The organism is Ruegeria sp. BHSA191, from assembly GCF_059613325.1.
In genome coordinates this window covers 1-23,258 of sequence record NZ_JBXWSH010000006.1, presented here as the reverse complement: position 1 = coordinate 23,258, position 23,258 = coordinate 1, and the positions used below count along the sequence as shown (strand labels likewise).

At 63.0% G+C, this 23,258-nt stretch carries 25 protein-coding genes; 5 read left to right on the top strand and 20 right to left on the bottom strand.

The features are described 5' to 3' along the window. Positions 1-53: 53 nt before the first annotated feature. From mscL to AC2FNS_RS08185, 3 genes are all read right to left on the bottom strand, one after another. Positions 54-482, bottom strand: coding sequence for a large conductance mechanosensitive channel protein MscL (gene mscL / locus AC2FNS_RS08195; RefSeq protein ID WP_496681808.1), 429 nt, complete (start codon positions 480-482; stop codon positions 54-56). 261 nt (positions 483-743) lie between these two features. Continuing rightward, a complete protein-coding gene (locus tag AC2FNS_RS08190; protein ID WP_005979113.1) occupies positions 744-1,193 on the bottom strand; it encodes a YtoQ family protein in 450 nt (149 codons plus the stop codon). 89 nt (positions 1,194-1,282) lie between these two features. After that, a complete protein-coding gene (locus AC2FNS_RS08185) occupies positions 1,283-1,915 on the bottom strand; it encodes a class I SAM-dependent methyltransferase (protein WP_496712254.1) in 633 nt (210 codons plus the stop codon). 84 nt (positions 1,916-1,999) lie between these two features. On the opposite strand from AC2FNS_RS08185, the gene AC2FNS_RS08180 reads away from it, so the two are divergent. After that, positions 2,000-2,884, top strand: a complete 885-nt coding sequence (locus tag AC2FNS_RS08180; RefSeq protein WP_496681811.1) for a LysR family transcriptional regulator — start codon at positions 2,000-2,002, stop codon at positions 2,882-2,884. Between the two features lie 46 nt (positions 2,885-2,930). Here AC2FNS_RS08180 and pheT read toward each other — a convergent pair whose 3' ends face one another. The 7 genes from pheT to AC2FNS_RS08145 all read right to left on the bottom strand — a co-directional run bounded on the left by pheT (position 2,931) and on the right by AC2FNS_RS08145 (position 11,242). Beyond that, a complete protein-coding gene (gene pheT / locus AC2FNS_RS08175; RefSeq protein ID WP_496803815.1) occupies positions 2,931-5,327 on the bottom strand; it encodes a phenylalanine--tRNA ligase subunit beta in 2,397 nt (798 codons plus the stop codon). 295 nt (positions 5,328-5,622) lie between these two features. Next, positions 5,623-6,060 (bottom strand): hypothetical protein, encoded by a 438-nt coding sequence (locus tag AC2FNS_RS08170; RefSeq protein ID WP_496712252.1) that lies wholly within the window; start codon positions 6,058-6,060, stop codon positions 5,623-5,625. Next, positions 6,057-7,130, bottom strand: coding sequence for a phenylalanine--tRNA ligase subunit alpha (gene pheS, locus AC2FNS_RS08165; RefSeq protein WP_496712251.1), 1,074 nt, complete (start codon positions 7,128-7,130; stop codon positions 6,057-6,059). Before pheS ends, AC2FNS_RS08170 begins: the two co-directional genes overlap by 4 nt. A gap of 73 nt (positions 7,131-7,203) precedes the next feature. Next, a complete protein-coding gene (locus tag AC2FNS_RS08160) occupies positions 7,204-8,271 on the bottom strand; it encodes a Hint domain-containing protein (RefSeq protein WP_496803814.1) in 1,068 nt (355 codons plus the stop codon). Positions 8,272-8,383: 112 nt separating this feature from the next. Then, positions 8,384-9,754, bottom strand: a complete 1,371-nt coding sequence (locus AC2FNS_RS08155; RefSeq protein WP_496797582.1) for a glutamate--cysteine ligase — start codon at positions 9,752-9,754, stop codon at positions 8,384-8,386. A 77-nt stretch (positions 9,755-9,831) separates the two neighbouring features. After that, complete coding sequence (locus AC2FNS_RS08150) at positions 9,832-10,359, bottom strand: hypothetical protein (protein WP_496712247.1); 528 nt, start codon at positions 10,357-10,359, stop codon at positions 9,832-9,834. 157 nt (positions 10,360-10,516) lie between these two features. Beyond that, complete coding sequence (locus AC2FNS_RS08145; RefSeq protein ID WP_496712246.1) at positions 10,517-11,242, bottom strand: 16S rRNA (uracil(1498)-N(3))-methyltransferase; 726 nt, start codon at positions 11,240-11,242, stop codon at positions 10,517-10,519. 12 nt (positions 11,243-11,254) lie between these two features. Between AC2FNS_RS08145 and ubiA the strand changes: the two genes are divergently transcribed. The 3 genes from ubiA (at position 11,255) to AC2FNS_RS08130 (ending at position 14,536) form a co-directional block, all read left to right on the top strand. After that, complete coding sequence (gene ubiA, locus AC2FNS_RS08140) at positions 11,255-12,217, top strand: 4-hydroxybenzoate octaprenyltransferase (protein WP_496712245.1); 963 nt, start codon at positions 11,255-11,257, stop codon at positions 12,215-12,217. Positions 12,218-12,282: 65 nt separating this feature from the next. Then, entirely contained in the window at positions 12,283-14,214 is a 1,932-nt protein-coding gene (locus AC2FNS_RS08135) for an OmpA family protein (RefSeq protein ID WP_496712244.1), read from the top strand. Between the two features lies 1 nt (position 14,215). Further along, positions 14,216-14,536, top strand: a complete 321-nt coding sequence (locus AC2FNS_RS08130) for a hypothetical protein (RefSeq protein ID WP_496681830.1) — start codon at positions 14,216-14,218, stop codon at positions 14,534-14,536. Between the two features lie 4 nt (positions 14,537-14,540). Here the strand turns inward: AC2FNS_RS08130 and AC2FNS_RS08125 are convergent, their stop codons facing one another. Genes AC2FNS_RS08125 through pgsA form a run of 3 tightly spaced genes read right to left on the bottom strand, consistent with a single transcriptional unit; the run spans position 14,541 to position 15,906 of the window. Next, positions 14,541-14,984: a molybdenum cofactor biosynthesis protein MoaE gene (locus tag AC2FNS_RS08125; protein WP_170342340.1), complete on the bottom strand. Its 444-nt coding sequence runs from the start codon at positions 14,982-14,984 to the stop codon at positions 14,541-14,543. A 4-nt stretch (positions 14,985-14,988) separates the two neighbouring features. Beyond that, positions 14,989-15,234, bottom strand: coding sequence for a molybdopterin converting factor subunit 1 (gene moaD, locus AC2FNS_RS08120; RefSeq protein WP_496687597.1), 246 nt, complete (start codon positions 15,232-15,234; stop codon positions 14,989-14,991). Positions 15,235-15,237: 3 nt separating this feature from the next. After that, a complete protein-coding gene (pgsA, locus tag AC2FNS_RS08115) occupies positions 15,238-15,906 on the bottom strand; it encodes a CDP-diacylglycerol--glycerol-3-phosphate 3-phosphatidyltransferase (RefSeq protein ID WP_093963574.1) in 669 nt (222 codons plus the stop codon). A 190-nt stretch (positions 15,907-16,096) separates the two neighbouring features. On the opposite strand from pgsA, the gene AC2FNS_RS08110 reads away from it, so the two are divergent. Continuing rightward, a complete protein-coding gene (locus AC2FNS_RS08110; protein ID WP_496712268.1) occupies positions 16,097-16,996 on the top strand; it encodes a DMT family transporter in 900 nt (299 codons plus the stop codon). Here AC2FNS_RS08110 and uvrC read toward each other — a convergent pair. The 7 genes from uvrC to AC2FNS_RS08075 all read right to left on the bottom strand — a co-directional run. Continuing rightward, a complete protein-coding gene (uvrC, locus tag AC2FNS_RS08105; RefSeq protein ID WP_496712243.1) occupies positions 16,981-18,855 on the bottom strand; it encodes an excinuclease ABC subunit UvrC in 1,875 nt (624 codons plus the stop codon). The two genes, AC2FNS_RS08110 and uvrC, sit on opposite strands and share 16 nt — an antisense overlap. A 290-nt stretch (positions 18,856-19,145) precedes the next feature. After that, positions 19,146-19,925 (bottom strand): SDR family oxidoreductase, encoded by a 780-nt coding sequence (locus AC2FNS_RS08100; protein WP_496797583.1) that lies wholly within the window; start codon positions 19,923-19,925, stop codon positions 19,146-19,148. Between the two features lie 21 nt (positions 19,926-19,946). Further along, positions 19,947-20,897 carry a calcium/sodium antiporter gene (locus AC2FNS_RS08095; RefSeq protein WP_496727578.1) on the bottom strand — a complete coding sequence of 317 codons (951 nt, stop codon included), beginning with the start codon at positions 20,895-20,897 and terminating at the stop codon, positions 19,947-19,949. Continuing rightward, positions 20,894-21,064: a hypothetical protein gene (locus AC2FNS_RS08090; protein ID WP_005979153.1), complete on the bottom strand. Its 171-nt coding sequence runs from the start codon at positions 21,062-21,064 to the stop codon at positions 20,894-20,896. Before AC2FNS_RS08090 ends, AC2FNS_RS08095 begins: the two co-directional genes overlap by 4 nt. Position 21,065: 1 nt before the next feature. After that, positions 21,066-21,863 (bottom strand): S49 family peptidase, encoded by a 798-nt coding sequence (locus AC2FNS_RS08085; protein ID WP_496713519.1) that lies wholly within the window; start codon positions 21,861-21,863, stop codon positions 21,066-21,068. 104 nt (positions 21,864-21,967) lie between these two features. Then, complete coding sequence (locus AC2FNS_RS08080; RefSeq protein ID WP_496681845.1) at positions 21,968-22,729, bottom strand: ABC transporter permease; 762 nt, start codon at positions 22,727-22,729, stop codon at positions 21,968-21,970. Beyond that, positions 22,726-23,258: ATP-binding cassette domain-containing protein (locus tag AC2FNS_RS08075; protein ID WP_496803813.1), on the bottom strand; the 533-nt coding region annotated here is incomplete at its 5' end. The genes AC2FNS_RS08080 and AC2FNS_RS08075, both read right to left, overlap by 4 nt.

Here is a 23,258-nt window from a genome sequence, read left to right as displayed (position 1 = left end):
CCCCTCCCGTCTGTTTCGGAACGGCAACCCCGAACGGGTTGCCGAAAGCGCACTTATGTTTTCAAAGCGTCGCGGATCTCCATGAGAATATCCAACTCGCTGGGTCCTGCCGGCGCCTCTTCGGCTGACTCTTCTTGTTTCGCAGCGGCATCCTTCACCCGGTTCACCATCTTGACCAGAAGGAAGACCACCCAGGCGATGATCAAAAAGTTGATGACCGCCATGATGAACGCCCCATAGGCAAAAATCGAAGCGCCGGTTTCCCTCGCAGCCTCGAGGCTGGCACCTTCCGGAACATCGCCGGCCAGAACGGCATAGTTGTTGGTAAAGTCGACGCCACCCGTGAACAGCCCGATGAGCGGGTTGATCAGATCGCCGACCAGCGAAGTGACGATTGCGGTAAAAGCTGCCCCGATGATGATACCGACAGCCATATCCATGACATTGCCCTTGGCAACAAATGATTTGAATTCCTCGAGCATTTCGTCCCCGTGCGTTTCAATTCGCGCATATACGCATCATTCGATATCTCTTTTCCACGAACCTTGTGCAGTATTTCATGGGAAACAGCACAAACTTTTCCCCAAAATGCATCTTTTGGGCATCGTTCATGCTTGGGGCGCACGGCCGAATTGCAGAACCAAAAAATCCTCCGGACCGAGATGCAGCCCGGGCTGCCGACTGTCGCCGCGGCCAGCCTGTAAATATACCGAACACGTGTCGGGCTGCAGCCTCTGTTCCGGTCAACCGGGCAGCTTCCCGGTCAGAACATATCGCAGGATCTCGACCACCTGGCGCGGCTCTTCGGCCACCGCTAACGCGGCAGCATCGACCTCTTTCAGCGCATGTTGATGTTCGGGGCCGTGCAGCACGATGATCGACTTGCCCAAGGCGGCAGCATAGCCCGCATCAAAAGCCGCGTTCCACTGTTTGTACTTGTCCCCGAACCGCACCACGACGACATCGGCATCGGCGATCCCCTTGCGGGTTCGGATCGCGTTGACCATCGCGCCTTTGTGGTCGTGCCAGTACTTGTTCGGCTCGGCCCCCAGAATGGCGACTCCGCAATCGTCGCTGGCCGCATGATCGGTCACTGGGCTGTTGAACGTGACGTCCAACCCTTGCGCGCCTTCGATGATCTGTTCGCGCCAATCCGTGTGGATCTCGCCCGACAGGTAGACATTCAATCCCATTGCAGCCTCCTCATTTTGCTTCTGGCCCTGTTTACTGCCCAATCCCGCAAAGCCCAACGCGGAAGTTGCCTGCCGATGCGGCGCTGGCTTCACAGCTTGCGGGCCACCAGATAGCGCGAGGGCGGTTTCGCCGGGAAATTCCCGCTTTCGATGATCTCGAACCCGGCCCTTTCAATGGTCGTTTCCAGCGTCTTGATGTCGAACTGGCTGACGAATGGCGCCTTGCCCAAAAGCTGCATGACCGGCAGCAGCAGCTTCAGCAAGCCGAACTTGAACCCCAAACCACCTTGGGCAAGACACGGCGTTTTTGAAATGAACAGGCCGCCGGGTTTCAACACCTCATGAACCCCGGCCAGCGTCGCGTCGAGATCCCGGATCAGGTGTAGCAGATTGAACGCCATTACCACATCAAAGGTCCCATTCGGGGGGCGGTTCGCGTCTGCCTCGACAAAGACGACGTTTTCGATCTGCTCCTCTTGGGCCAGCCTCTGCCCCACGGCCAACATGCCTGGAGAGACATCGCTCGCCGTGATCGTAGCCGCATGGCGGGACAGCCGAAGCGCGGTGCGCCCCGTTCCGCAGCCCAGTTCCAGCACCTGATCGGTCGGCTTCAAATAGGACACCGTGCGTTGCAACGTGTGCTCGTAGGACTCCATGTCCCGGATCGGGGATTTCGCGTATTTCTCGGCGATACCATCCCAGAATTTGGTTGTGGCGGTCATGTCGGCTCTCCTTTGAGCGCAAGGTAGTGATACGCGTTTCAAAGGTGAATTGCCGAAATTCGCAGAATCTTTATACATTCATGCATGGATGATCCGCGCAAATTCGACTGGAACCATATCCGCGCCTTTCTGGCCACGGCCGAGACCGGCTCGCTTTCGGCGGCGGCACGACGATTGGACCAGACACAACCGACCCTCAGCCGCCAGATCGCCGCGCTTGAATCCGACCTGGGCGTGATGCTGTTCGAACGGGTCGGCCGGTCACTTCAGATCACCACCGCCGGGATCGAGCTGTTGGAGCACACACGGACCATGGGCGCAGCTGCAGATCGCATTGCGCTGGCGGCGTCCGGTCAGGCGCAGTCGATCGAGGGGCAGGTGCGGATCACCGCAAGCGACGTGATGTCGGCCTATATCTTGCCGGATCTGCTGCGCAAGATCCGCGCGCAGGCTCCGAAACTGCGGATCGACGTGATCGCCGCGAACGACATCCGCGATCTGATGCGGCGCGAGGCGGATATCGCCATCCGCCATGTCCGCCCCGACCAGCCAGACCTGATCGCAAAACTGGTGCAAGAGGCTGACGGGCATTTCTATGCCGCCTCCGCCTACCTGAACCGCGCTGGACGTCCCAAATCACTGTCAGACTTGTCCCGGCACGAGTTCATCAGTTTCGGCGACACAGCCCAGATGATCGCCTATTTCGAACCGATCGGCCTGCACCTCACGGAAGAAAACTTCCGGCTGGGGTCGCAGAACGGCATCGTCGCGTGGGAGTTTGCCCGGCAGGGCTTTGGCATCGCGCCCATGTCCGAGCCGGTGGGCAATGCCACGCCGGGTATGGAGCGTGTGCTTCCCGACATGGAGCCGCTGCGGTTCCCGATCTGGCTGACCACCCATCGCGAACTGCATACCAGCCGCCGCATCCGGCTGGTCTTTGACCTGCTGGCGGAGTTCTTCGCAAAATGAAACACGCGCGCCGCAGGCGCGCGTGTCACTTCGGGTTCACGCCACCTCAGCCGCGCAGAACGCCGCCGGTGGCCTTGGTGACCTTGGCGATGATCTTTTCCGCCACCGTCTCGATGTCTTTTTCCTTCAGAGTCTTTTCCGTCGGCTGCAGACGCACGGTGATGGCCAGAGATTTCTTGCCCTCACCCAAGCTGCCGCCGATGAACTCATCGAACACGCGCACCTCTTCGATCAGCGCCTTGTCGGCTCCGGCAGCGGCATTCACAAGCGTCAGCGCCTCGACATCGGCATCGACGACAAAGGCAAAGTCACGCTCGACCGCCTGCAGGTCGCGCAGTTCCAGCGCCGAGCGGGTGGTGCCGGATTTGCGCGGCAGCGGCACCTCGTCCGGCCAGATGGTGAAGGCCACGGCCGGACCCTTGATGTCCAGCTGCTGCAGCACGCGCGGATGAAGTTCGCCGAACACGCCCAGCGCCTTTTTGGGGCCCAGGCAGATCTTGCCGTGGCGGCCCGGATGCCACCAGGCGTCGCCATCACGCAGGATCTGCACCTTGGCCGGGGCACCGATGGCGGCCAGCACAGCCTCGGCATCGGCCTTGGCATCGAAAACATCGACCGCGCGGGTGGTGCCATGCACATCCTTGGGTCCGGTCCGTCCGACCAGAAGGCCCGCGATCTGGGTGCGTTCCTCGCCGGGTTCACCGCCGAAAAAGACGGGGCCGACCTCGAACAAGGCCAAATCGGCAAAGCCACGCGCCTGGTTGCGGGCCGCGGCCTGCAGCAGGCCGGGCAGCAGGTCCGGGCGCATGTGGCTCATTTCGGACGAGATCGGGTTTTCCAGCATTGTCGCGTCATCGCCGCCGCCGAACAGCGCGGCCGAGGCCCTATCGATGAAGGTATAGCTGACGCATTCATTGTACCCCAGCGCCGCGCAAGTGCGCCGCGCCATCGACTGACGCCGCTGGGCCGGAGTCATCACCGGCTTGGGAATACCGTCCGTGACGCGCAGCAGCGGCTTGCACTGCAGCTTGGTCAGCGAAGCGATGCGGGCAACCTCCTCGACCAGATCGGCCTCGCCTTGGATGTCGGGGCGCCAACTGGGCACATGGGCCATATCGCCTTCCAGCCGGAAGCCCAGCCGCGTCAGGGTCTGGCGCTGCTCGCTTTCGGGGATGTCCATGCCCACCAGCGACTGCACCCGCGCCGCATCCAGCCGATAGGCGCGCGAATGGTCCGGCGCCTTGCCGGCCTCGACCACCTTCGAAACCTCGCCGCCGCAGATATCCAGGATCATCTGGGTCGCGTGCTCCAACCCTTCCAGCGTGTATGCCGGATCGACCCCGCGTTCGAACCGGTACCGCGCGTCCGAGTTGATCTTGAGCGCGCGCCCCGCCAGCGCGATCTGGACATGATCCCAGAAGGCGCTTTCCAGGAACACGTTCACCGTGTCTTCGGTACAGCCGGTCTCTTGCCCGCCCATGATGCCGGCGATGGATTCCGGGCCGTTGTCGTCGGAAATCACCATCATGCCGGGCTGCAGCGTGTATTCCTTTTCGTCCAGCGCCACCAGTTTCTCACCGCCCTTGGCCCGGTGCACCCGCAGGTTGCCCTTGACCTTGTCGGCGTCAAAGACGTGCAGCGGGCGGTTGCTGTCGAAGGTCATGTAGTTGGTGATGTCCACCAAGGCCGAGATCGGACGCAGGCCGATCGCCTTCAGCTGATCCTGCAGCCATTGCGGGCTGGGGCCGTTCTTGACGCCGCGGATCAGGCGGCCGGTGAAATGCGGGCAGCCATCCAGCGTGTCGTCTTCGATCGTCACCTTGATCGGGCTTTCGAAATCCCCCGGCACCGGGGCATAGTCGCGCTGCTTCAACTTGCCCAGACCCCGCGCCGCCAGATCGCGCGCGATGCCCGCAACGCCCAGCGCATCGGGGCGGTTGGGGGTGATGGCGATCTCGATCACCGGGTCGATCTTGGCGGGGTCGTTCTCGGCCAGCCAGTCGACGAACCGCTGGCCTACCTCGCCCGAGGGCAGCTCGATGATGCCGTCGTGCTCGTCCGACAGTTCCAGCTCGCGCTCGGACGCCATCATGCCAAAGCTTTCGACGCCGCGGATCTTGCCGACGCTGATGGTGGTGTCGAGGCCGGGGATGTAGGTGCCCGGCTTGCAGACCACGACGGTAATGCCCTCGCGCGCGTTGGGCGCACCGCAGATGATCTGCAACTCGCCCTCGTCGGTGTCCACCTTGCAGACGCGCAGCTTGTCGGCATCGGGGTGTTTCTCGGCATGTTTCACATAGCCCAGGGTAAAATCCTTGAGCTTGTCGGCCGGGTTGATGACCTCTTCGACCTCGAGCCCGAGATCGGTCAGCGCCTCGGCGATTTCGTCAACCGAGGCGTCGGTGTCCAGGTGGTCTTTCAGCCAGGAGAGGGTGAATTTCATTGCACGCGGCCTTTTTTGGCAAACATCCAGTCGGCACAGGCAATGGCAAAGAATGGGCCAAGGTGCAAGCCTTGGGCGGGGTGGATGGGCCAACCTGTGCGCTTTGCGCCAAGCCGCGCCATCGCCAGACCGCAGGGTGGCGATCCTCGGGCTGTGGTGGGCAGTTCATGCCGGCCAGGTCCATGTGACGTTCAAACGGTGTGCTGGCGGAGAAAAATCGCCAGCCCGTGCGGGCGGTCTGGCGATGGCGCGGCGGCCTATCGGCCTTTGCTCCGCGCCGTATTCAACTCGCGTGTCACTTGCCAATCCCCAGACTAAACAACACCAAAGCTATAGTGACCCCCACGGCGACCAGGAGGAGATACTTACTACAAAAAGCCCCCAAGATCCCCAGAAAGGAAAAACTCTCATTTTTCTGTGGTTTCTGGTTGACCTCCAACGTAGAGCGAAGGCTTTGAAGGTATTTGTGTCCTGCGCTGGTCAATCGAACGCTCGTCCAAGCTCCACTCAACAGAAGCTCAGAGGTGATATATCCCTTTTCTTTCAAAGCCTGCATTTCAATCTGAACCTTTCGCCCAAAACGTGCTGGGTCTGAGCGATCAAATTCGTCCGGCCACTGCAATTCTGAGAGGATGTCCGGCACCAAAATGCAAGCGCCTCCCGGCGGGCTATCGGGTGACGAGTTCCATTCGTCAATGAATTCGAGAAGTTGTAGTTCGATCGAACCACTCACCTACTCAAACCACCATGCAGGTTCGGCATATCCAGCGCCGCAAACCCATAATGCCGCAGCCAGCGCAGATCGCTGTCAAAGAACGCCCGCAGATCCGGGATGCCGTATTTCAGCATCGCCAGACGGTCGATGCCGATGCCGAAGGCAAAGCCCTGATAGACCTCGGGGTCGATCCCGCCTGCGGCGATCACCTTGGGGTGGACCATGCCCGAGCCCAGAATCTCCATCCAGTCGTCGCCCTCGCCGATCTTCAGTTGGCCGCCTTCCCAGGAACAGCGGATATCGACCTCGGCCGAGGGTTCTGTGAACGGGAAATGCGAGGCGCGGAAGCGCAGTTCGACGTCGTCAACCTCGAAGAACGCCTTGACGAATTCCTCCAGAACCCATTTCAGGTTCGCCATCGAGATGTCCTTGTCGATGGCCAGACCTTCGACCTGATGGAACATCGGCGTGTGGGTCTGGTCATAGTCGGCGCGGTACACGCCGCCCGGACAGATGACGCGGATCGGAGCGCCCTGCTTCTCCATCGAGCGGATCTGCACCGGCGAGGTATGGGTGCGCAGCACATGCGGCGGGCGATTGTCGCCCGGCGCGCGGTGCATGTAGAACGTGTCCATCTCGGCCCGCGCCGGGTGGTGGCCAGGGATGTTCAGGGCGTCGAAATTGTGCCAGTCTGTCTCGATCCGGGGGCCTTCGGCGACGGAAAAGCCAAGCTCGGCAAAGATCGCGGTCAGTTCCTCGGTGGCCTGGCTGACCGGGTGGATCGAGCCCTGGCGGCGCGGGCGCGCGGGCAACGTCACGTCCAGCCACTCGGTCCGCAGACGTTCATCCAGCGCGGCATCGGCCAATGCGGCCTTCTTGGCGGCCAGCGCCGCGTTGATCTCGTCCTTCAGCGCGTTCAGCGCGGGGCCGGCGACCTGGCGTTCCTCGGGCGTCATCTTGCCCAGTTCGCGCATCTTCAGCGCCACTTCGCCCTTTTTGCCCACCGCGGCCACGCGGATCGCTTCCAGCGTGCTTTCGTCGCCTGCGTCAGCGATCTGACCCAGGTATTTTGCCTTAAGATCGTCCATGACGGTCCCCTGAATTCTGTTGCTGTCCTGCTATCACAGCAGCGCGCGAAAGCAAGAGGGCCGGGCCGCGCGATCAGGTCGCGCGCAGAACCGCTGCCTGTCGATCACACCGGACCGGGCGGATCGTGGGGCCATAGCCCTGCGGATGGGTCCGAAGTTCGGGGAACAGCGCAAACAGTTCGCGTGCGGCCTCCTGTTCCAGCCCCAAGAGCGCCTCCTGCCCCGGAAAGAAGCTCTCGGACACAAGACCCGAAGTGGTGACCAGCTGGTGCCGGTCGAAGAACAGGTGGACATAGCGGACGATGTCGCAGGGCTGCACGGTGACTGTATCGCCGTTGACCAGCGACTTGGCCGGAACCAGAACCTCATCCTCGCCGAACAGAAGCTGGGCTTGCCAGCCGCCGAAAAGAATGCGGTGCTGGGGCGAGACCAGAATGTCTGTCGTGGCGCCCAGAACACCCGCGCGGATGCGCACCGGCGCGAACCGGCCGACACCGCGCACCGTGCGGCCACCGATCCAACGCACCCGGCAGGGGCCGTCATCGACGGTCAGGACCGTGTCGCCGGGCTGCAGCGTCTCGATCCGGCGGGGCCGCTCGGGGGTATCCACCAAGGTTCCTGCCGTGAAACAGGCGGCCCCGGTATCCCCGGGCGATAAGGGGCCATATGTCAGCGTGTCAGGATCGGGCTGGTTGAACTGCAGGGTCGTCGTGGTCTGGTTCGGCCCGACCAGCACCAGCAGGTTGACCGAGGTTTCCCCGGCCGCCAGCCCATCGACCGCGACGATGTTCTGCGTGCCGCCACCGATGTCGTAGAAATCGATCACCTCACCCGTGGCGGTGTTGGTCAGCGCATAGGCTTCGTAATTGTTGGGGCCGCCGCCATTCGGGTCGGTCAAGAGGATCGGGAAATCATCGGCCGAGATGACATAGACGATCTCGTTGTTGTCCGGGTCCACGGTGACTTGAATGGCCGGATCGTCCAGCGGAATTTCGATCCCGACCTGCCCGTTGGCCTGATAGAAGGACACGGTGAAATCCGCCGGGTCTTCGTCCGGGCGAAGTGACACCTCCAGGAACTCGGACACGCCCGAACTCGCGGCATAGGCATTGGAATAGTGCAGCTCACTGATACGCGCCATGTCAGTACCACGCTCGGAAAACCTGACCCGAATATATCGCGCAAACGCCGCCGCCGAACAAGGCGCGATGCGGGAAAGTGGCTAACAGGCCCCTAATTGCAACAGGTCGCGGTCAGTAGCTGTATTCGGGGTAGATCCGCGTCAGATCGCCCTGCCAGTCGCCGTGGTAATGCTCGAGCAGTTCGTCGGCCGGTACTTTGCCGGACTGGATGCTTTCCTTCAGCGCGTTCAGGAAATGCGTCTCGTCCGGGACAAGCCCACCCGCACCCGGCCGCGCCCGCGCCTTCAGGCCGGACTCGGCAATGGCCAACATCTCGCGCGCCAGATCGTGCATGTCGATGCCGCCGACCTGCGCCTGCAGCCCGTCCCGGGCCGCGGCCACGCGCAGCCCCTCGCGGGTTTCGGCGTCCCAGCCCTTGACCAGATCCCATGCGGCATCCAGCGCGGACTGGTCATAGGTCAGCCCCACCCAGAAGGCGGGCAGCGCGCACAGGCGGCGCCACGGGCCGCCGTCAGCCCCGCGCATTTCCATGAATTTCTTGATCCGCGCCTCGGGGAAGGCGGTGGTCAGGTGGTCGGCCCAATCCGATAGCGTCGGCGTCTCGCCCGGCAGCGCGGGCAGCTTGCCCTGCAGGAAATCGCGGAACGACAGGCCCAGCGCGTCGATATACTTGCCGTCGCGATAGACGAAATACATCGGCACATCCAAGGCATATTCTACGTAGCGCTCGAACCCGAAGCCGTCCTCGAACACGAAAGGCAACATGCCGGTGCGCGCGTCATCCAAATGCCGCCAGATGTAACTGCGCCAGCTTTTGTGGCCATTGGGCTTGCCCTCGAAGAAGGGCGAGTTGGCAAACAGCGCGGTCGCCACCGGCTGCAGGGCCAGCGCCACGCGCAGCTTCTGCACCATGTCCGCCTCGGAGCCGAAATCGATGTTGACCTGAACCGTGCAGGTCCGGCGCATCATGGCGCGGCCCATGTCGCCGACCTTTTCCATGTAGTCGTTCATCAGGACATACCGGCCCTTGGGCATCAGCGGCATGTCCTCGTGCTTCCAGATCGGTGCGGCGCCCAGCCCGATGAAGCCCACGCCGATCTTGTCGGCGATGTCCTTCACGTCACGCAGATGCGCGTTCACCTCGTCGCAGGTCTCGTGGATGGTCTCAAGTGGCGCGCCCGACAGTTCCAGCTGCCCGCCCGGTTCCAGCGAGACATTGGCCCCGTCCTTTTCCAGCCCGATCAGCTTGCCCGCCTCTTCCACCGGGGTCCAGCCATGCCCATCGCGCAGCCCCTCCAGCACCGCCAGGATCGAGCGTTCGCCTTCATAGGGCAGCGGCTTCAGCGTGTCCTTGCAATAGCCGAATTTCTCGTGCTCGGTCCCGATGCGCCATTCGCTTTTGGGTTTGCAGCCATCGGCCAGGTATTCGGCCAGTTGTTCGTGGCGTTCGATCGGCCCGCCGCCGGACTGAGGGATGGACATGAACCGTGCTCCGATCCTGATGTGTCGAGTCGTGGGGGTCAGTGGTGGTCGCAATCTCCCCCGGTGTCAATGCATCCTCAGTTCAATCGGATGTGTGCCGGACGCGAGGGGTGGCGTTCCCAGATCACCACCGGATGCGACGCCCCGGCCCTCAGTTCCGACAGCATCCGCTCGGTCCGCAGCCCCGGCAGGGCCGAGAACACGTCGAACAGCGCCTCGGCCCCCTCGGCATTCACGGGAATGTGAAGCGGCGGCTGGCCGGGCTGCTGCAGCACCCAATGCGCGGGGCTGGCGGTGGGGTCCAGCGTCAGGCTCTCGATTTCGCGGGTGGCGACGATGCCGCCGTCCAACGGCCCCAGATAGGCAATCTGCCCTTCATCCACAGACACCAGGCCCGGCCCCCCCGCGCCCAGCCGGAACCGCGCGCGCTGTATGCCGATCACGGCCAGCGCGACCGAGACCACCACAAGCACCCAGCCCAACCAGCCCAGCAACCCGCCCGGACCGCCGATCCAGCTGAGGCCAAGGATCAGAACGAACCCGGCGGCCAGCACCTCGCGCCAGCGCCACAGGGCCAGTTTGGCTTCGGGTCGGATAAAACTCATGACGCGGCCTCCATCTGATCGCTGAACAGGACCAGTGAAAAGGTCCCGGCAGGGGCAAACCCAATCGCAACATAAGCACGCGCGGCGGCTTTTGAAGCCAAAAACAACACGGCCCTTCGGACGTCAGCGGGTTCGCGTAGCCGCGCCGGGCGCCGCATCAGGACCAATCCCCCAGCGACTGCTGCCAAAGGGTCATCGCGGCCACCGCCGCCGTATCGGCCCGCAGGATTCGCGGCCCCAGGCTGACCACATGCGTGAACGGCAGATCCTTCAGCCGCTGGCGCTCGGCATCGGAGAACCCGCCCTCGGGGCCGATCAGGATGGCCCAGGGCCGACCCTTGTCCTGCGCGGCCAGGCGCAGGGCCGACCCGGCCTCGGCCTCGTCGCAGAACATCAGCTGGCGGCCGTCGGGCCAGTTGTCCAACAGCTTGTCCAGCCGCTGCAGGTCGCAGACCTCGGGCACGAAGGTGCCGCCGCATTGCTCGGCCGCCTCGACCGCGTGGGCCTGCAGACGGTCCTGGCGGATGCGTTCGGAATTGGTGAAGGCGGTCTGGACCGGCATGATCTTCGCGGCCCCCATCTCGGCCGCCTTTTCGACGATGAAATCGGTGCGCGCCTTCTTGATCGGAGCAAACAGCAGCCACAGGTCCGGCGGCAGTTGCAGTGGTCGGGTCTGTTCAAGACTGCTCAGAACGCCGCCGCGTTTGCCCGCCTCGGCCACCTGCGCCAGCCACTCGCCATCGCGGCCGTTGAACAGGGCCACCTGCCCGCCCACGGCCAGACGCATCACGCCAAACAGGTAATGGGCCTGCTCGCGCGTCAAAGGAACCGATTGCCCCGCACCCAAAGGGTGATCTACATACAGCCTGATCTTCGCACTCATGAGACCCTACATATGCAAGGCAATGCCCCAACACCAGACGGTCAGGTCGCCGACGCCGTTACCGGCAACTGGGTCGATACCCGCGCCCCGGCCTTTGCCCGCCCCTATCTGCGGCTGTCGCGCGCGGACCGGCCGATCGGGACGTGGCTGCTGCTGATACCGTGCTGGTGGGGCCTGGCGCTGGCGATCCTGCATGACGGTCAGCCGCGGTGGGGCGACCTGTGGATTGCCGCGGGGTGCGCGGCCGGGGCCTTTCTGATGCGTGGCGCGGGTTGCACCTGGAACGACATCACCGACCGCAAGTTCGACGCACAGGTCGCCCGCACGCGCTCGCGGCCCATCCCCTCGGGTCAGGTCAGCGTGCGGCAGGCCGTGATCTGGATGGGCATCCAGTGCCTTCTGGCGCTCGCGATCCTGCTGACCTTCAACCAGGCGGCCATCGCGATGGGCGTCCTGTCGCTGCTGCCGGTGACGATCTATCCTTATGCCAAGCGCTTCACGTGGTGGCCGCAGGTATTTCTGGGGCTGGCCTTCAACTGGGGCGCCCTGCTGGCCTGGGCGGCGCATCGCGGTACGGTCGAATGGCCCGCGATCCTGCTGTACCTGTCCGGCATCGCCTGGACGCTGTTCTACGACACGATCTATGCCCACCAGGACGCCGAGGATGACGAGCTGATCGGCATCAAGTCCACCGCGCGCCTGTTCGGGACCGACACCGCGAAATGGCTGAAGTATTTCCTTGTGGCGACCGTGGCGCTGATGGGGCTGGCCATCGTCGAGGCCGCCCTGCCCGATGCCAGTTTCCTGGCACTGGTCGTGGCCATCGGCGGGCCGTGGGCGATGGGGTGGCACATGGCGTGGCAACTGCGCGGGCTGGACATCGAAGACAACGCGAAACTGTTGCAACTGTTTCGCGCCAACCGGGATACCGGCCTGATTCCGCTCATCTTCCTTTGCGTCGCATTGCTGCTGTGATTGCACCGCTGTACCGCAGCCTGTAAAACCCGACCTCAATCGCCCGAGAAGATCGAAGCCCGTCCATGCGCCTGCCCTACTTCCTGACATCAGCCGTGGTCTTTGCCCTGTCGGCCGCCCTCTGCCTGCTGGCCGCCAGTTTCGCCGTGACCCGGGTCGAGGAAGACTCGGAATTAGCCGTACGCAGGGCGCTGAGCCTGCAAGGTCACGAATGGGCTGAGGTCGAGGCCGACGGGCTGCGCGTCGTTCTGACCGGCACGGCGCCCGACGAGGCCACCCGCTTTGCCGCACTGACCGCCGCAGGGTCCGAGGTGGATACTTCGCGCGTCATCGACGAGATGGACGTGGCGCCCACCGCCGACCTCGCGCCGCCGCGCTTCTCGGCCGAAATCCTGCGCAATGACAGCGGCATTTCGGTGATCGGCCTGATCCCGGCCAGCGTGGACCGAAACGCATTGGTGCAGCGGCTGCAAAGGCTGGACACAAGCGTTTCGGTATCGGACCTGATGGAAACCGCCGACTACCCCAAACCCAAAGGCTGGGATGCCGCCATCGACTATGCCGTGCTAGCCCTGTCGAGGCTCCCGCGGGCCAAGATCTCGGCCAGCCCCGAACTGGTCAAGATCACGGCCATTGCCAACAGCCGGAAAGAAAAGGAAACGCTGGAACAGGAACTGACCCGCGCCGCGCCGCCCGGCCTGCGCATCGGGCTGGCGATCTCGGCGCCGCGTCCGGTAATCACGCCGTTTACCCTGCGCTATCTGGTCACGGACGAGGGCGGGCGGTTCGATGCCTGTTCGGCGCAGGATGAACAGGCCCGCGATGCCATCATCGCCGCCGCGCAACAGGCCGGGCTGACCGGGCCCTATTCCTGTACGATCGGGCTGGGCGTGCCTTCACCCCGTTGGGCCACCGCCGCCGCGCTGAGCATCAAGGCGCTGGCCGAAATCGGGCGCGGCTCGGTGACGCTGTCGGATGCCGACATCTCGTTGATCGCCGAACCCAGCACCGATCCGGCCTTGTTCGAGAGGGTCGTGGGCGAATTGGAAAACGCCCTGCCCGAGGTTTTCGCCCTGCATGCAGTGCTGCAGAAACCCGAAACCGACAAGCAGGACGGCCCGGTCGAATTCACCGCGACGCGCAGCCCGGAAGGCTTGGTGCAGCTGCGCGGGCGCCTTGGTGACGAACTGCAACGCGAGATGATCGACAGCTATGCCCGCGCTGCGTTCGGATCCGACGTGGTTCATGCCGCCGCCCGCGTTGTCGACGGCCTGCCCCAATCCTGGCCCGTACGGGTCCTGGCCGGGCTTGAAGCCCTGTCCTGGCTGAACAATGGCGTTCTTACAGTAACGCCAGACACGGTGGCGATTTCCGGTATGAGCCATGATGAGACTACACGGGCCCAGATCGCCGGCCTGCTGTCCGAGAAACTGGGCGAAGGGCAGGATTTCGACCTGTCGATCACTTATGAACCTGCCCCCGAGCCCGAAGACGCCCTGCCCGACCCCGAGGACTGCATCGCCCGCATCGCCCAGGTCCAGTCCGAGCGAAAGATCACATTCGAGCCGGGCTCGGCCACGGTCTCTGCCGACTCACGCGACAGTTTGAACAGGATCGCCGACATCCTGCGCGAATGCGGACCGATCAGAATGGAAATCCAAGGCCACACCGACAGTCAGGGCCGCGAGGAAATGAACCAGACTCTCAGCCAGTCACGCGCACAGTCCATTCTGAACGAATTGCGCGCCCGGCGGGTGCCGACCTCAAGCTTTTCGGCCGTGGGGTACGGTGAAGCCCAGCCGATCGCAGACAACGGAACCGAAGAAGGCCGCGAAGAGAACCGCCGGATCGAGTTTCTCCTGATCAGGCCCGAACCGGTCGCCCCCGAGGAAACCGGGCTCGAGGCGCTGGAAACTCCGGCCGGGGCGGAAGCAACCGAGCAAGCGCAAGACAACGCACAAGAAAACGTGTCCGACACGGATGCGGAGGACCAGTGACTTGAACAGAACCGAATTCATCATCGCCACCGCCCTGATCCTGTTCGCAGCCTTCTGCATGGGCTGGTTCGCGAACTGGCTGGTGCATCGTCTGACCCGGGTCCGGCAGAGCGACGTGGCTGATCTGGACCGCATGAGCCAGGAGTTGCACGAGGCCGAAGAAGCGCGCGATCAGGCCATCACCTATCTGCAGCAGCGCGAGGCGGAACTGACCAACCAACTGACCCAGACCGAGGCCGAGCTGGCCGCGGCCATGGACGGGCTGCGCGCCGCACGTGAGGAAGCCGAGGAATTGCGCGGCCGGATCAACAACGCCGACTGAGCGCCTACCAGCGCGACAGAGCGTCCTCGTCCTCGTCCTTGGCGGCAACCCAATCGGCCCCGGATGCAGTGATTTCCTTCTTCCAGAACGGGGCGCGGGATTTCAGGTAATCCATCAGGTATTCAGCGGCCTCGAACGCATCCTTGCGGTGCGGGGCTGCCGTTGCGACCATCATGATCCGGTCGCCCGGAGCCAGCCGCCCATGGCGATGGATCACCAGCACATCACCCAGCGACCACCGGTTTTTGGCTTCCTCGGCGATCTTGGCGATGGCGCGTTCGGTCATCCCGGGATAGTGCTCGATCTCCATGCAGGCCAGATCGGTCTGCGCCAGATCACGCACGACGCCGGTAAAGGTGACGATGGCGCCATTCGCCGTGTCACCCGCGGCAAAGGCATTGGCCTCGGCCCCCAGATCGAAAGGCTCTTGCTGGACGGAAATCCGCATCGCCCTACCCGCCGGTCATGGGTGGGAAAAAGGCCACTTCGCGGACACCGGCCAGGGGCGCGTCGAAATCCGACAATTCCTGATCCAGCGCAACCCTCAGGGCCGACAGGTCGGCAAACGCCGCCGCATAGCGGTCTTCGCGGGCGCTGAGTTCCGCCACCAGATCGGACACCGTGGCGGCGCTGGTTTCGACCTTTTCCTTCGGCACGCCGATCCGCTCGCGGACCCAAGCGAAATACAAGACATCCATGCGTCAGCCCTCCTTCAAATGGGGCATGGCTTTACGTAGGTAGTCGTAGCCGGTGATCAATGTCAGCGTCGCCGCGACCCACAACAGCCACAACCCGATGCGGCCCGACCAGAACATGCCATCCAGCTTCCATTGCAGACCCGAGATGTCCTCGACCTGGCCCGACAGGATCTGGTCGATCAGGTCGGTATCCATGCCATAGGTAGACATGACGAAATAGTGCTCGAAAATGCCTTGCGAAAACAGCACGGCGATCGCCACCATCTGCGCGGTCGTCTTCCATTTGGCCAGCTTGGTGACCTTGAGAGTTCCGGCCACGTCGCCCAAATACTCACGCAGGCCCGAGACGAAGACCTCGCGGAACAGGATCACGGTGGCGGGCAGCACCAGCCAGGGCGTCCAGTGCTCGGTCGAATAGCCCACCAGGATCATTAGCGCGATCACCACCATCGCCTTGTCGGCGATCGGGTCCAGCATCGCGCCCATCTTGGTTTCCTGCTTCCACGCGCGCGCCAGATAGCCGTCGAACCAATCGGTTATGGCCGCCGACAGGAACAGGATCAGTGCGAACCAATCGGCATAGGGCCGCGTGAAATACAGAAACATCACCGCCAGGCCGGGCGCGGCCAGAAGGCGCAGCAAAGTCAGAATATTCGGCAGGTTCCACTTCATGCGCCGGACCCTACAACCATGGCCGGGAACAGAAAAGACGGCATGACAAAAAACTGCCAAGTACGCAGGTGTTTGGGTCACGGCAGATCATTCCGTCGCAGGCCGCCGATCGATGACCGTTTCCCCCTTGGCGCGGCGCGAAGAACGGGTCAGGTTGCGCGGGTATCGGCAGCCAGGAAAGATCCGCCCCGTGACCTCACATATCAGAACCGATGCGCGCGCCAACCTGACCGGCAGCGCCTGGATGATCGCGGCCATGGCTGGGTTCGCCCTGGAGGACGCGCTGTTGAAAAGTACAGCCAAAGTGCTGCCCATCTGGCAGGTTCTGGTGCTGTTCGGGCTGGGCGGGGCGCTGATTTTCGCCGGGTTCGCGTTGCTACAGGGGCGGCGGTTGCTGCACCCCGATGTCCTGTCCAAGCCGATGAAGATCCGAGTGCTGTTCGAAGTCTTCGGTCGCCTGTTCTATGTGTTGGCCATCGCCCTGACGCCGCTGTCCTCGGCCACGGTGATCCTGCAGGCCACGCCGCTGGTCGTGGTGGCGGGTGCCGCGTTGTTCTTCGGGGAAACCGTCGGCTGGCGACGCTGGAGCGCCATCATGGTCGGACTGATCGGAGTGGTGATCATCATCCAGCCAACCGGAGACAGTTTCTCGGCCCTGTCCATTCTTGCGGTGCTGGGAATGCTGGGCTTTGCCGGCCGCGATCTGGCCAGCCGCGCCGCCCCTGCCACGCTGGGGACCACCGTTCTTGGGTTTTACGGCTTTCTGTCAATTGTCGTTGCCGGTGGTCTGTACCTGGTTTTCGAGGGCGCCGCCGCGGTGCCGGTGGACGCCCAAACCGCCCTGCATCTGACCGGAGCCGTGGTGATGGGGGCGGTGGCCTATGCTTCGCTAATGCTGGCCATGCGGACGGGTGAAGTGTCGGCCGTGACCCCGTTTCGCTATACCCGCCTTCTTTTCGGGATCGGGCTGGGCGTGCTGATCTTTGACGAACGTCTGGACCAGGCCATGTGGCTGGGCAGCGCGCTGATCGTGGCCTCGGGGCTGTACATTCTGTGGCGCGGGCGCCAGCGGAATCAGCCTTTTTCGTGAAAGAAATCATAGACCTTCTGCGCCAGACCGGCCGAGATCCCGTCCACCGCCTTCAGATCCGCCAGATTGGCGCGGCTGACCGCCTTGGCGCTGCCGAAATGCGCCAGCAGTGCGCGTTTACGGGCCGCGCCCACGCCCGGGATTTCATCGAGCGGCGTCGCTCCCATCGCCTTGGCGCGTTTGGCGCGATGGGTGCCGATGGCAAAGCGGTGCGCCTCGTCCCGTAGCCGCTGAATGAAATACAGAACCGGGTCGTTGCGCTTCAGGGCAAAGGGGCGCTGGCCGATGCGGTGGAACTCTTCCTTGCCGTGGTCGCGATCGACGCCTTTGGCGACACCGACCATTGGGATGTCCTCGACCCCATGCGCCTGCATGATCTCGTGCACGGCGCTCACCTGCCCCGCACCCCCATCGATCAGCAACAGATCGGGCCACATGCCCTTGTCGCGGTCGGGGTCCTCTTTCAGCAGGCGGGTGAAGCGGCGGGTCAGCACCTCTTTCATCATGCCGAAATCGTCGCCCGGCGTCAGGTCGTCGCCGCGAATGTTGAACTTGCGATAGGCATTCTTGATGAACCCATCGGGACCGGCCACGATCATCGCACCCACCGCGTTGGTGCCTTGGATATGCGAGTTGTCATAGACCTCGATCCGGTTCGGCGGCGCGTCCAGATCAAAGGCCTCGGCCAGACCGCGCAGGAGCTTGGCCTGCGTCGCGCTTTCCGACATGCGGCGGGCCAGCGCCTCGCGCGCGTTGCGCAGCGCGCCAGAGACCAGCTCGAGCTTTTCGCCCCGCTGCGGCACCAATATCTCGACCTTGCGGCCGGCCTTTTCGGACAGGGCCTGCTGCATCAGGTCCGCGTTTTCGATCCCGTCCGACAGGATCAGTTGGCGCGGCGGTTCCTTGTTGTCGTAGAACTGACCCAGAAAGGCCTCCATCACCTCGGCCGAGGAGACGTCGGGCCCGACCCTTGGATAGAAATCGCGGTTGCCCCAGTTCTGGTTGGCACGGATGAAGAACACCTGAACGCAGGCCTGACCGCTGTCCATGTAGAGGCCGATCACATCCGCCTCGGCCACACCGCGTGGGTTGATGCCCTGCGCCGTCTGTACCTGCGTCAGCGCGCGGATCCGGTCGCGCAGGGCGGCGGCACGCTCGAACTCCATCGCGTCCGAGGCCTCCTGCATCTGCGCGGCTAGTTCCTCTTGGATACGGGTCGAGCGTCCGGACAGGAACCGCTCGGCGTCGCGCACGCTTTCGGCATAGTCGGCCTGCGAAATCATGCCCACGCACGGCCCCGAACAGCGCTTGATCTGATAGAGCAGGCAGGGCCGGGTGCGACTGTCGAACATCGAATCCGAACAGTTGCGCAGCAGAAACGCCTTCTGCAGCTGGTTCAGCGTGCGGTTCACCGCGCCCGCGCTGGCGAAGGGGCCGAAATAGGCGCCCTTTTCCTTCTTGGCCCCGCGATGTTTCTTGATCTGGGGAAACGGGTGGTCCTTGGCGACGAGTATGTTGGGAAAGCTTTTGTCGTCGCGCAGCAGCACGTTGTATTTGGGCTTGAGCTGCTTGATCAGGTTCTGCTCCAGCAGCAGCGCCTCGGTCTCGGTCCGGGTGGTCAGGAACATCATCGACGCGGTCGAGGCGATCATCCGCTCGATCCGGGGCGAATGTCCCGGTCGGGTGTAGTTCGACACCCGCGCTCGCAGGTTGCGCGCCTTGCCGACATACAGAACCCGGCTGTCCGCATCCAGCATCCGATAGACACCCGGCGAACTGTCCAACGTCTTCACATAGCGCTGGATGCAGGCGTAACCCGTGATTTCAGGATCAGCTTGAGATCTGTTGTCCGCGGTCATGCTCATCAGATACGATTCTCTGCCCGTGGCTGCAATCTTGCGCGCCCCAGATCAAGAGAAAACAAATCCACGATTCCTGTGGATAACTGTGCGGACAAGTTTCCCTGAACTGGAATTCTTCCTTGAATCCTTGCGTTTTCTCCGCCTTGCACAAAAAATAGGCGGAATATCAAGCTATTGTTTTTGCATGAAATTTTTTTGACCGGCGTACAAGTGCATGAAAAAAAAGGTCTTTTTGTAACGGACATGTAACACGATCGCGAGCGGTGCAAAACTTGCACCGGATTCACCTATTCTACGCCCAGAACGTCCGGCGTCCGCCAGCCCAGATGCTGCCCGCCGTCGACGCACAATAACTGCCCCGTGACCGCATGCGCATCGAGGAAATAGCCGAGCGCGGCAGTGATGTCCGACGGGTTTGCCCCCCGTTCCAGAATGGTGTTCCTGCGCTGCGCCTGAAAATGTTCGGGGCTTTGTCGGTGGCCCTGCAAGGTCGGACCCGGCCCGATCGCATTGACGCGGATCGTCGGGGTCAGCGCCTGCGCCGCGGTGCGGGTCAGGGCCCACAACCCCATCTTGGCAATGGTGTATGACATGAATTCGGGCGTCAGCTTGCGCACCCGCATGTCGATCATGTTGACGACCAGACCAGTCGCCACCGGCTCGCCACTGTCGTCGATTGCGGGCTTGAGACCCTGCCGCGCCATGGCCTGTGTCAGCACGAAGGGGGCCCGCAGGTTGCTCTCCATGTGCCGGTCCCAACTTTGGCGCGTTGCGGTATGGATGTTGTCGTATTCAAAAATCGAGGCGTTGTTGACCAGGCAGGTGATCGGCCCGCCCAGCGCCTCGGCCGCGCGCGGCAACAGGGCCTCGACCTGGGACTCCTCCAGCAGATCGGCCTGCAAAGCAGTCGACTTGCGGCCCTGGGATTCGATCTGGGACACGACCTCGGACGCCGCCCCTTGCGAGGTCGCGTAATGTACGGCCACATCTATGCCACGTTGCGCAAGATAAAGCGCCATCGCCCGCCCCAGGCGGGCACCCGCACCGGTCACCAATGCTCGGGTCATACGCAGCCTCCCCAGGTCAGATCACGCCAGCAGCGCCACGAGATAGGCCGCATAAAGAAACGTCAAGACAAAGCCCCAGGTGCGGGTAATGTCGCGTTTGAAAAACACGAAGGGAACCAGCAGAAGCGACGCAGCCAGCATGACCCACAAGTCGAATCGCAGAAATTCGGGATCGACCGGGATGCGCCCGAACAGCGTAGCGATGCCGACGATGGCCAGCAGGTTGAACATGTTCGACCCAATCACGTTGCCCAGCGCAACATCCGCCTGCCGACGCAACGCCGCCATCACCGTCGTCGCGAGTTCCGGCAACGAGGTGCCGACGGCCACCAATGTCAGACCGATCACGGTTTCGCTGATACCATAGGTGCGGGCAATGATCGTGGCGTTGTCCACCAGCAGATGCGCCCCCATCGGCAGGCCGACCAGCCCCAGGATCAGGAACATCGCGACCTTCCAATAGGGCATGTCCGGGTCGGCCTCTTCCAGAAGCTCAATCTCTTCCTGCGCGGTGCAGGCGTTTCGATGAGCCCGCGCCTCGCGGAAGGCGTTCAGCAGTATCAGGGCCAGCCCCGCCAGCAGAATCGCGCCGCTGAACAGGGTGAACACGCCGCAGAAAGCAAGCCCGATGAAAAGAACCGAGGCCAGGATCATGTAGATGAAGTTCCTGCGGGTGTCGCATTCGCTGCTGTGGATGGTTGCCAACAGCGCCGGAATGCCCAGGACCAGCAGGATGTTGGCCGTGTTCGACCCCACCACATTGCCCAGCGCGATACCGGGCGCATGTTCCTGAACCGCCTTGATCGCGATCAGCAATTCGGGCGCCGAGGTACCGAAGGCCACGATCGTCAGGCTGACGATCAATGCCGGCACGCCCAGCCGCAGGCTGAGGTTCACCGCGCCACGCACCAGCGCGTCGCCCGCCAGCAAAAGGATCAACAGACCAAGGCCGGAAAGCAGCCACGCCGTCATCCACGGCCTCCTTTTTCACATGCACAGGGGCCTTTACCAATGCGGAACCGCCCGCACCGCGGGCATTTGGCCGAGCTCAGACGTCTCTGACCGGGAAAGCGCAGCTTGCCGAACATCGCCAGCACGCCCATCGCGATCAGGAAAAGAGTGACGGCCTTGATGATCATGTCACATGCCGAAACGCGCGAAGGCCGCGCGCTCCTCGAGCATAGCCAGCGCGTCTTGGGCCATTTCCGCCCCGAAACGCGACCAGATCGGCCTGCGCAGGCCATAGCGGCGGAACCGGACCTTGTCGCCGAACAGCTCCTGCATCTTGGGTTTCAGATGCGCGATGCCGTCGATCAGGCCCAGATCCTGCGCGCGCCGCGCCAGCCAGACCTCGCCGGTGAACAGATCGGCCGTTTCATCCAACCGATCGCCCCGGCGGGCTTTGACATGCGCGATGAAGTTGTGATGAATATCCTCGAGCAGCCGCTTCAGCCGCGCGACATCCTCGGGCTTTTCCGGGGCGAAAGGGTCCAGCATGGATTTCGACTGACCCGCCGTATGTACGCGCCGCTCGATGCCCTGACGCGCGATGAAGACATGCGCACCGAACCCCGAGGAAATCACCCCGATCGACCCCAGAACCGAGCTGTCGTCGGCCCAGATCCGGTCGGCCGAGGCCGCCAGCCAATAGCCGCCCGAGGCCGCCACGTCCTCGACGAAGGCATGCACGGGCACGTTCAGCTCGTCGGCGAGCCGACGGATTCGCGCGCCGATCAGAGAACTTTGCACCGGAGATCCGCCGGGCGAGTTGATCTCGAGCGCGACGGCGGCAGGCTTGCCCTTGCGGAATGCCTTTTCAAGAACCGGCGCCAGCACGGTATCGCTCATCGAGGCACGACCGGCCATGCCGATGGCGCCCGACAGACGGACCACGGCAACGACGGGGTGCTTTTTCAGAAACGGCAGGCTGAGTTTCATGGGTGCCGATGTAGAGTGCGCCCAACCCGTAAACAAGGGACCGGAACCGGCGGAAACGCGACGTGACTGAAATTCGCGGCCGTGATCGGCAAAAATGCAACGCCCTAGCTGCGGATGCGCCATCCGGTTTTGAAGATCCAGCCGATCACCGCAAGGCAGATGCCGGTAAAGGCAAGGATCGCCAGCAGGCTAAGCAGGATGGGCACGTCAGACAGCCCGTAGAACGACCAGCGAAAACCCGAAATCAAATAGACCACCGGATTGAACAGCGAGATCGTCTGCCACACCGGCGGCAGCATCGAGATCGAGTAGAACGTGCCGCCCAGAAAGATCAGCGGCGTCACCACCAGCTGCGGCACCAGCGACATCTGTTCGAAATTGCTGGCCCAGATACCCACGATGAAACCCAGCAGCGAAAAGCTGAGGCAGGACAGGATCAGGAAAGCGGCCATGGCAAAGGGGTGTTCAATGCGGATATCCACGAAGAAGGTCGCCGTGACCAGGATCACCAACCCCACGAACAGCGCCTTGGTGGCCGCCGCGCCGACATAGCCGATCACGATCTCGATGAAATTCACAGGGGCCGAAAGCAATTCATAGATCGTGCCCAGGAACTTGGGAAAATAGATGCCGAAGGACGCGTTCGAGATCGACAGCATCACCACCGACAGCATGATCAGCCCCGGCACGATGAAGGCGCCGTAGGATACGCCCTCGATCTCCTGGATCCGGCTGCCGATGGCGGTTCCGAACACCACGAAATAGAGCGAGGTGGACAGGACCGGCGACAGAAAGCTCTGCGCGAGGGTGCGGAAGAACCGGGCCATTTCGAACCGGTAGATGGCGGCGATGGCAGTCCAGTTCATGCGACGTCTCCGGACACGAGCGTGACGAATATCTCCTCGAGGCTCGATTGCCGGGTCTGCACGTCGCGAAGTATCAGCCCGGCCTCGGCCACGTCGTTCAACAGGGTGGTGATGCCGGTCCGTTCGGCATTGGTGTCATAGGTATAGATCAGCGCATCCCCCTGCCCGTTCAGCACCAGGTTGTGATGGGCCAATCTGTCGGGAATGGACGGGATCGTGCAGGTCAGCATGACCTCGATCTGCTTCTTGCCCATCTGCGCCATCAACGTCTTCTTGTCCTGAACCAGCAGCAGCTCACCCTTGTCGATCACGCCCACGCGGTCGGCGATGGCCTCCGCCTCTTCGATGTAGTGCGTGGTCAGGATGATGGTGACGCCGGCGGCCTTCAGCTCGTCGACGATGGCCCACATGTCCTTGCGCAGCTCGACATCCACGCCGGCAGTGGGTTCATCCAGAAACAACACTCGCGGCTCGTGCGCCAGCGCCTTGGCGATGAGCACCCGCCGCTTCATGCCGCCCGATAGTTCCT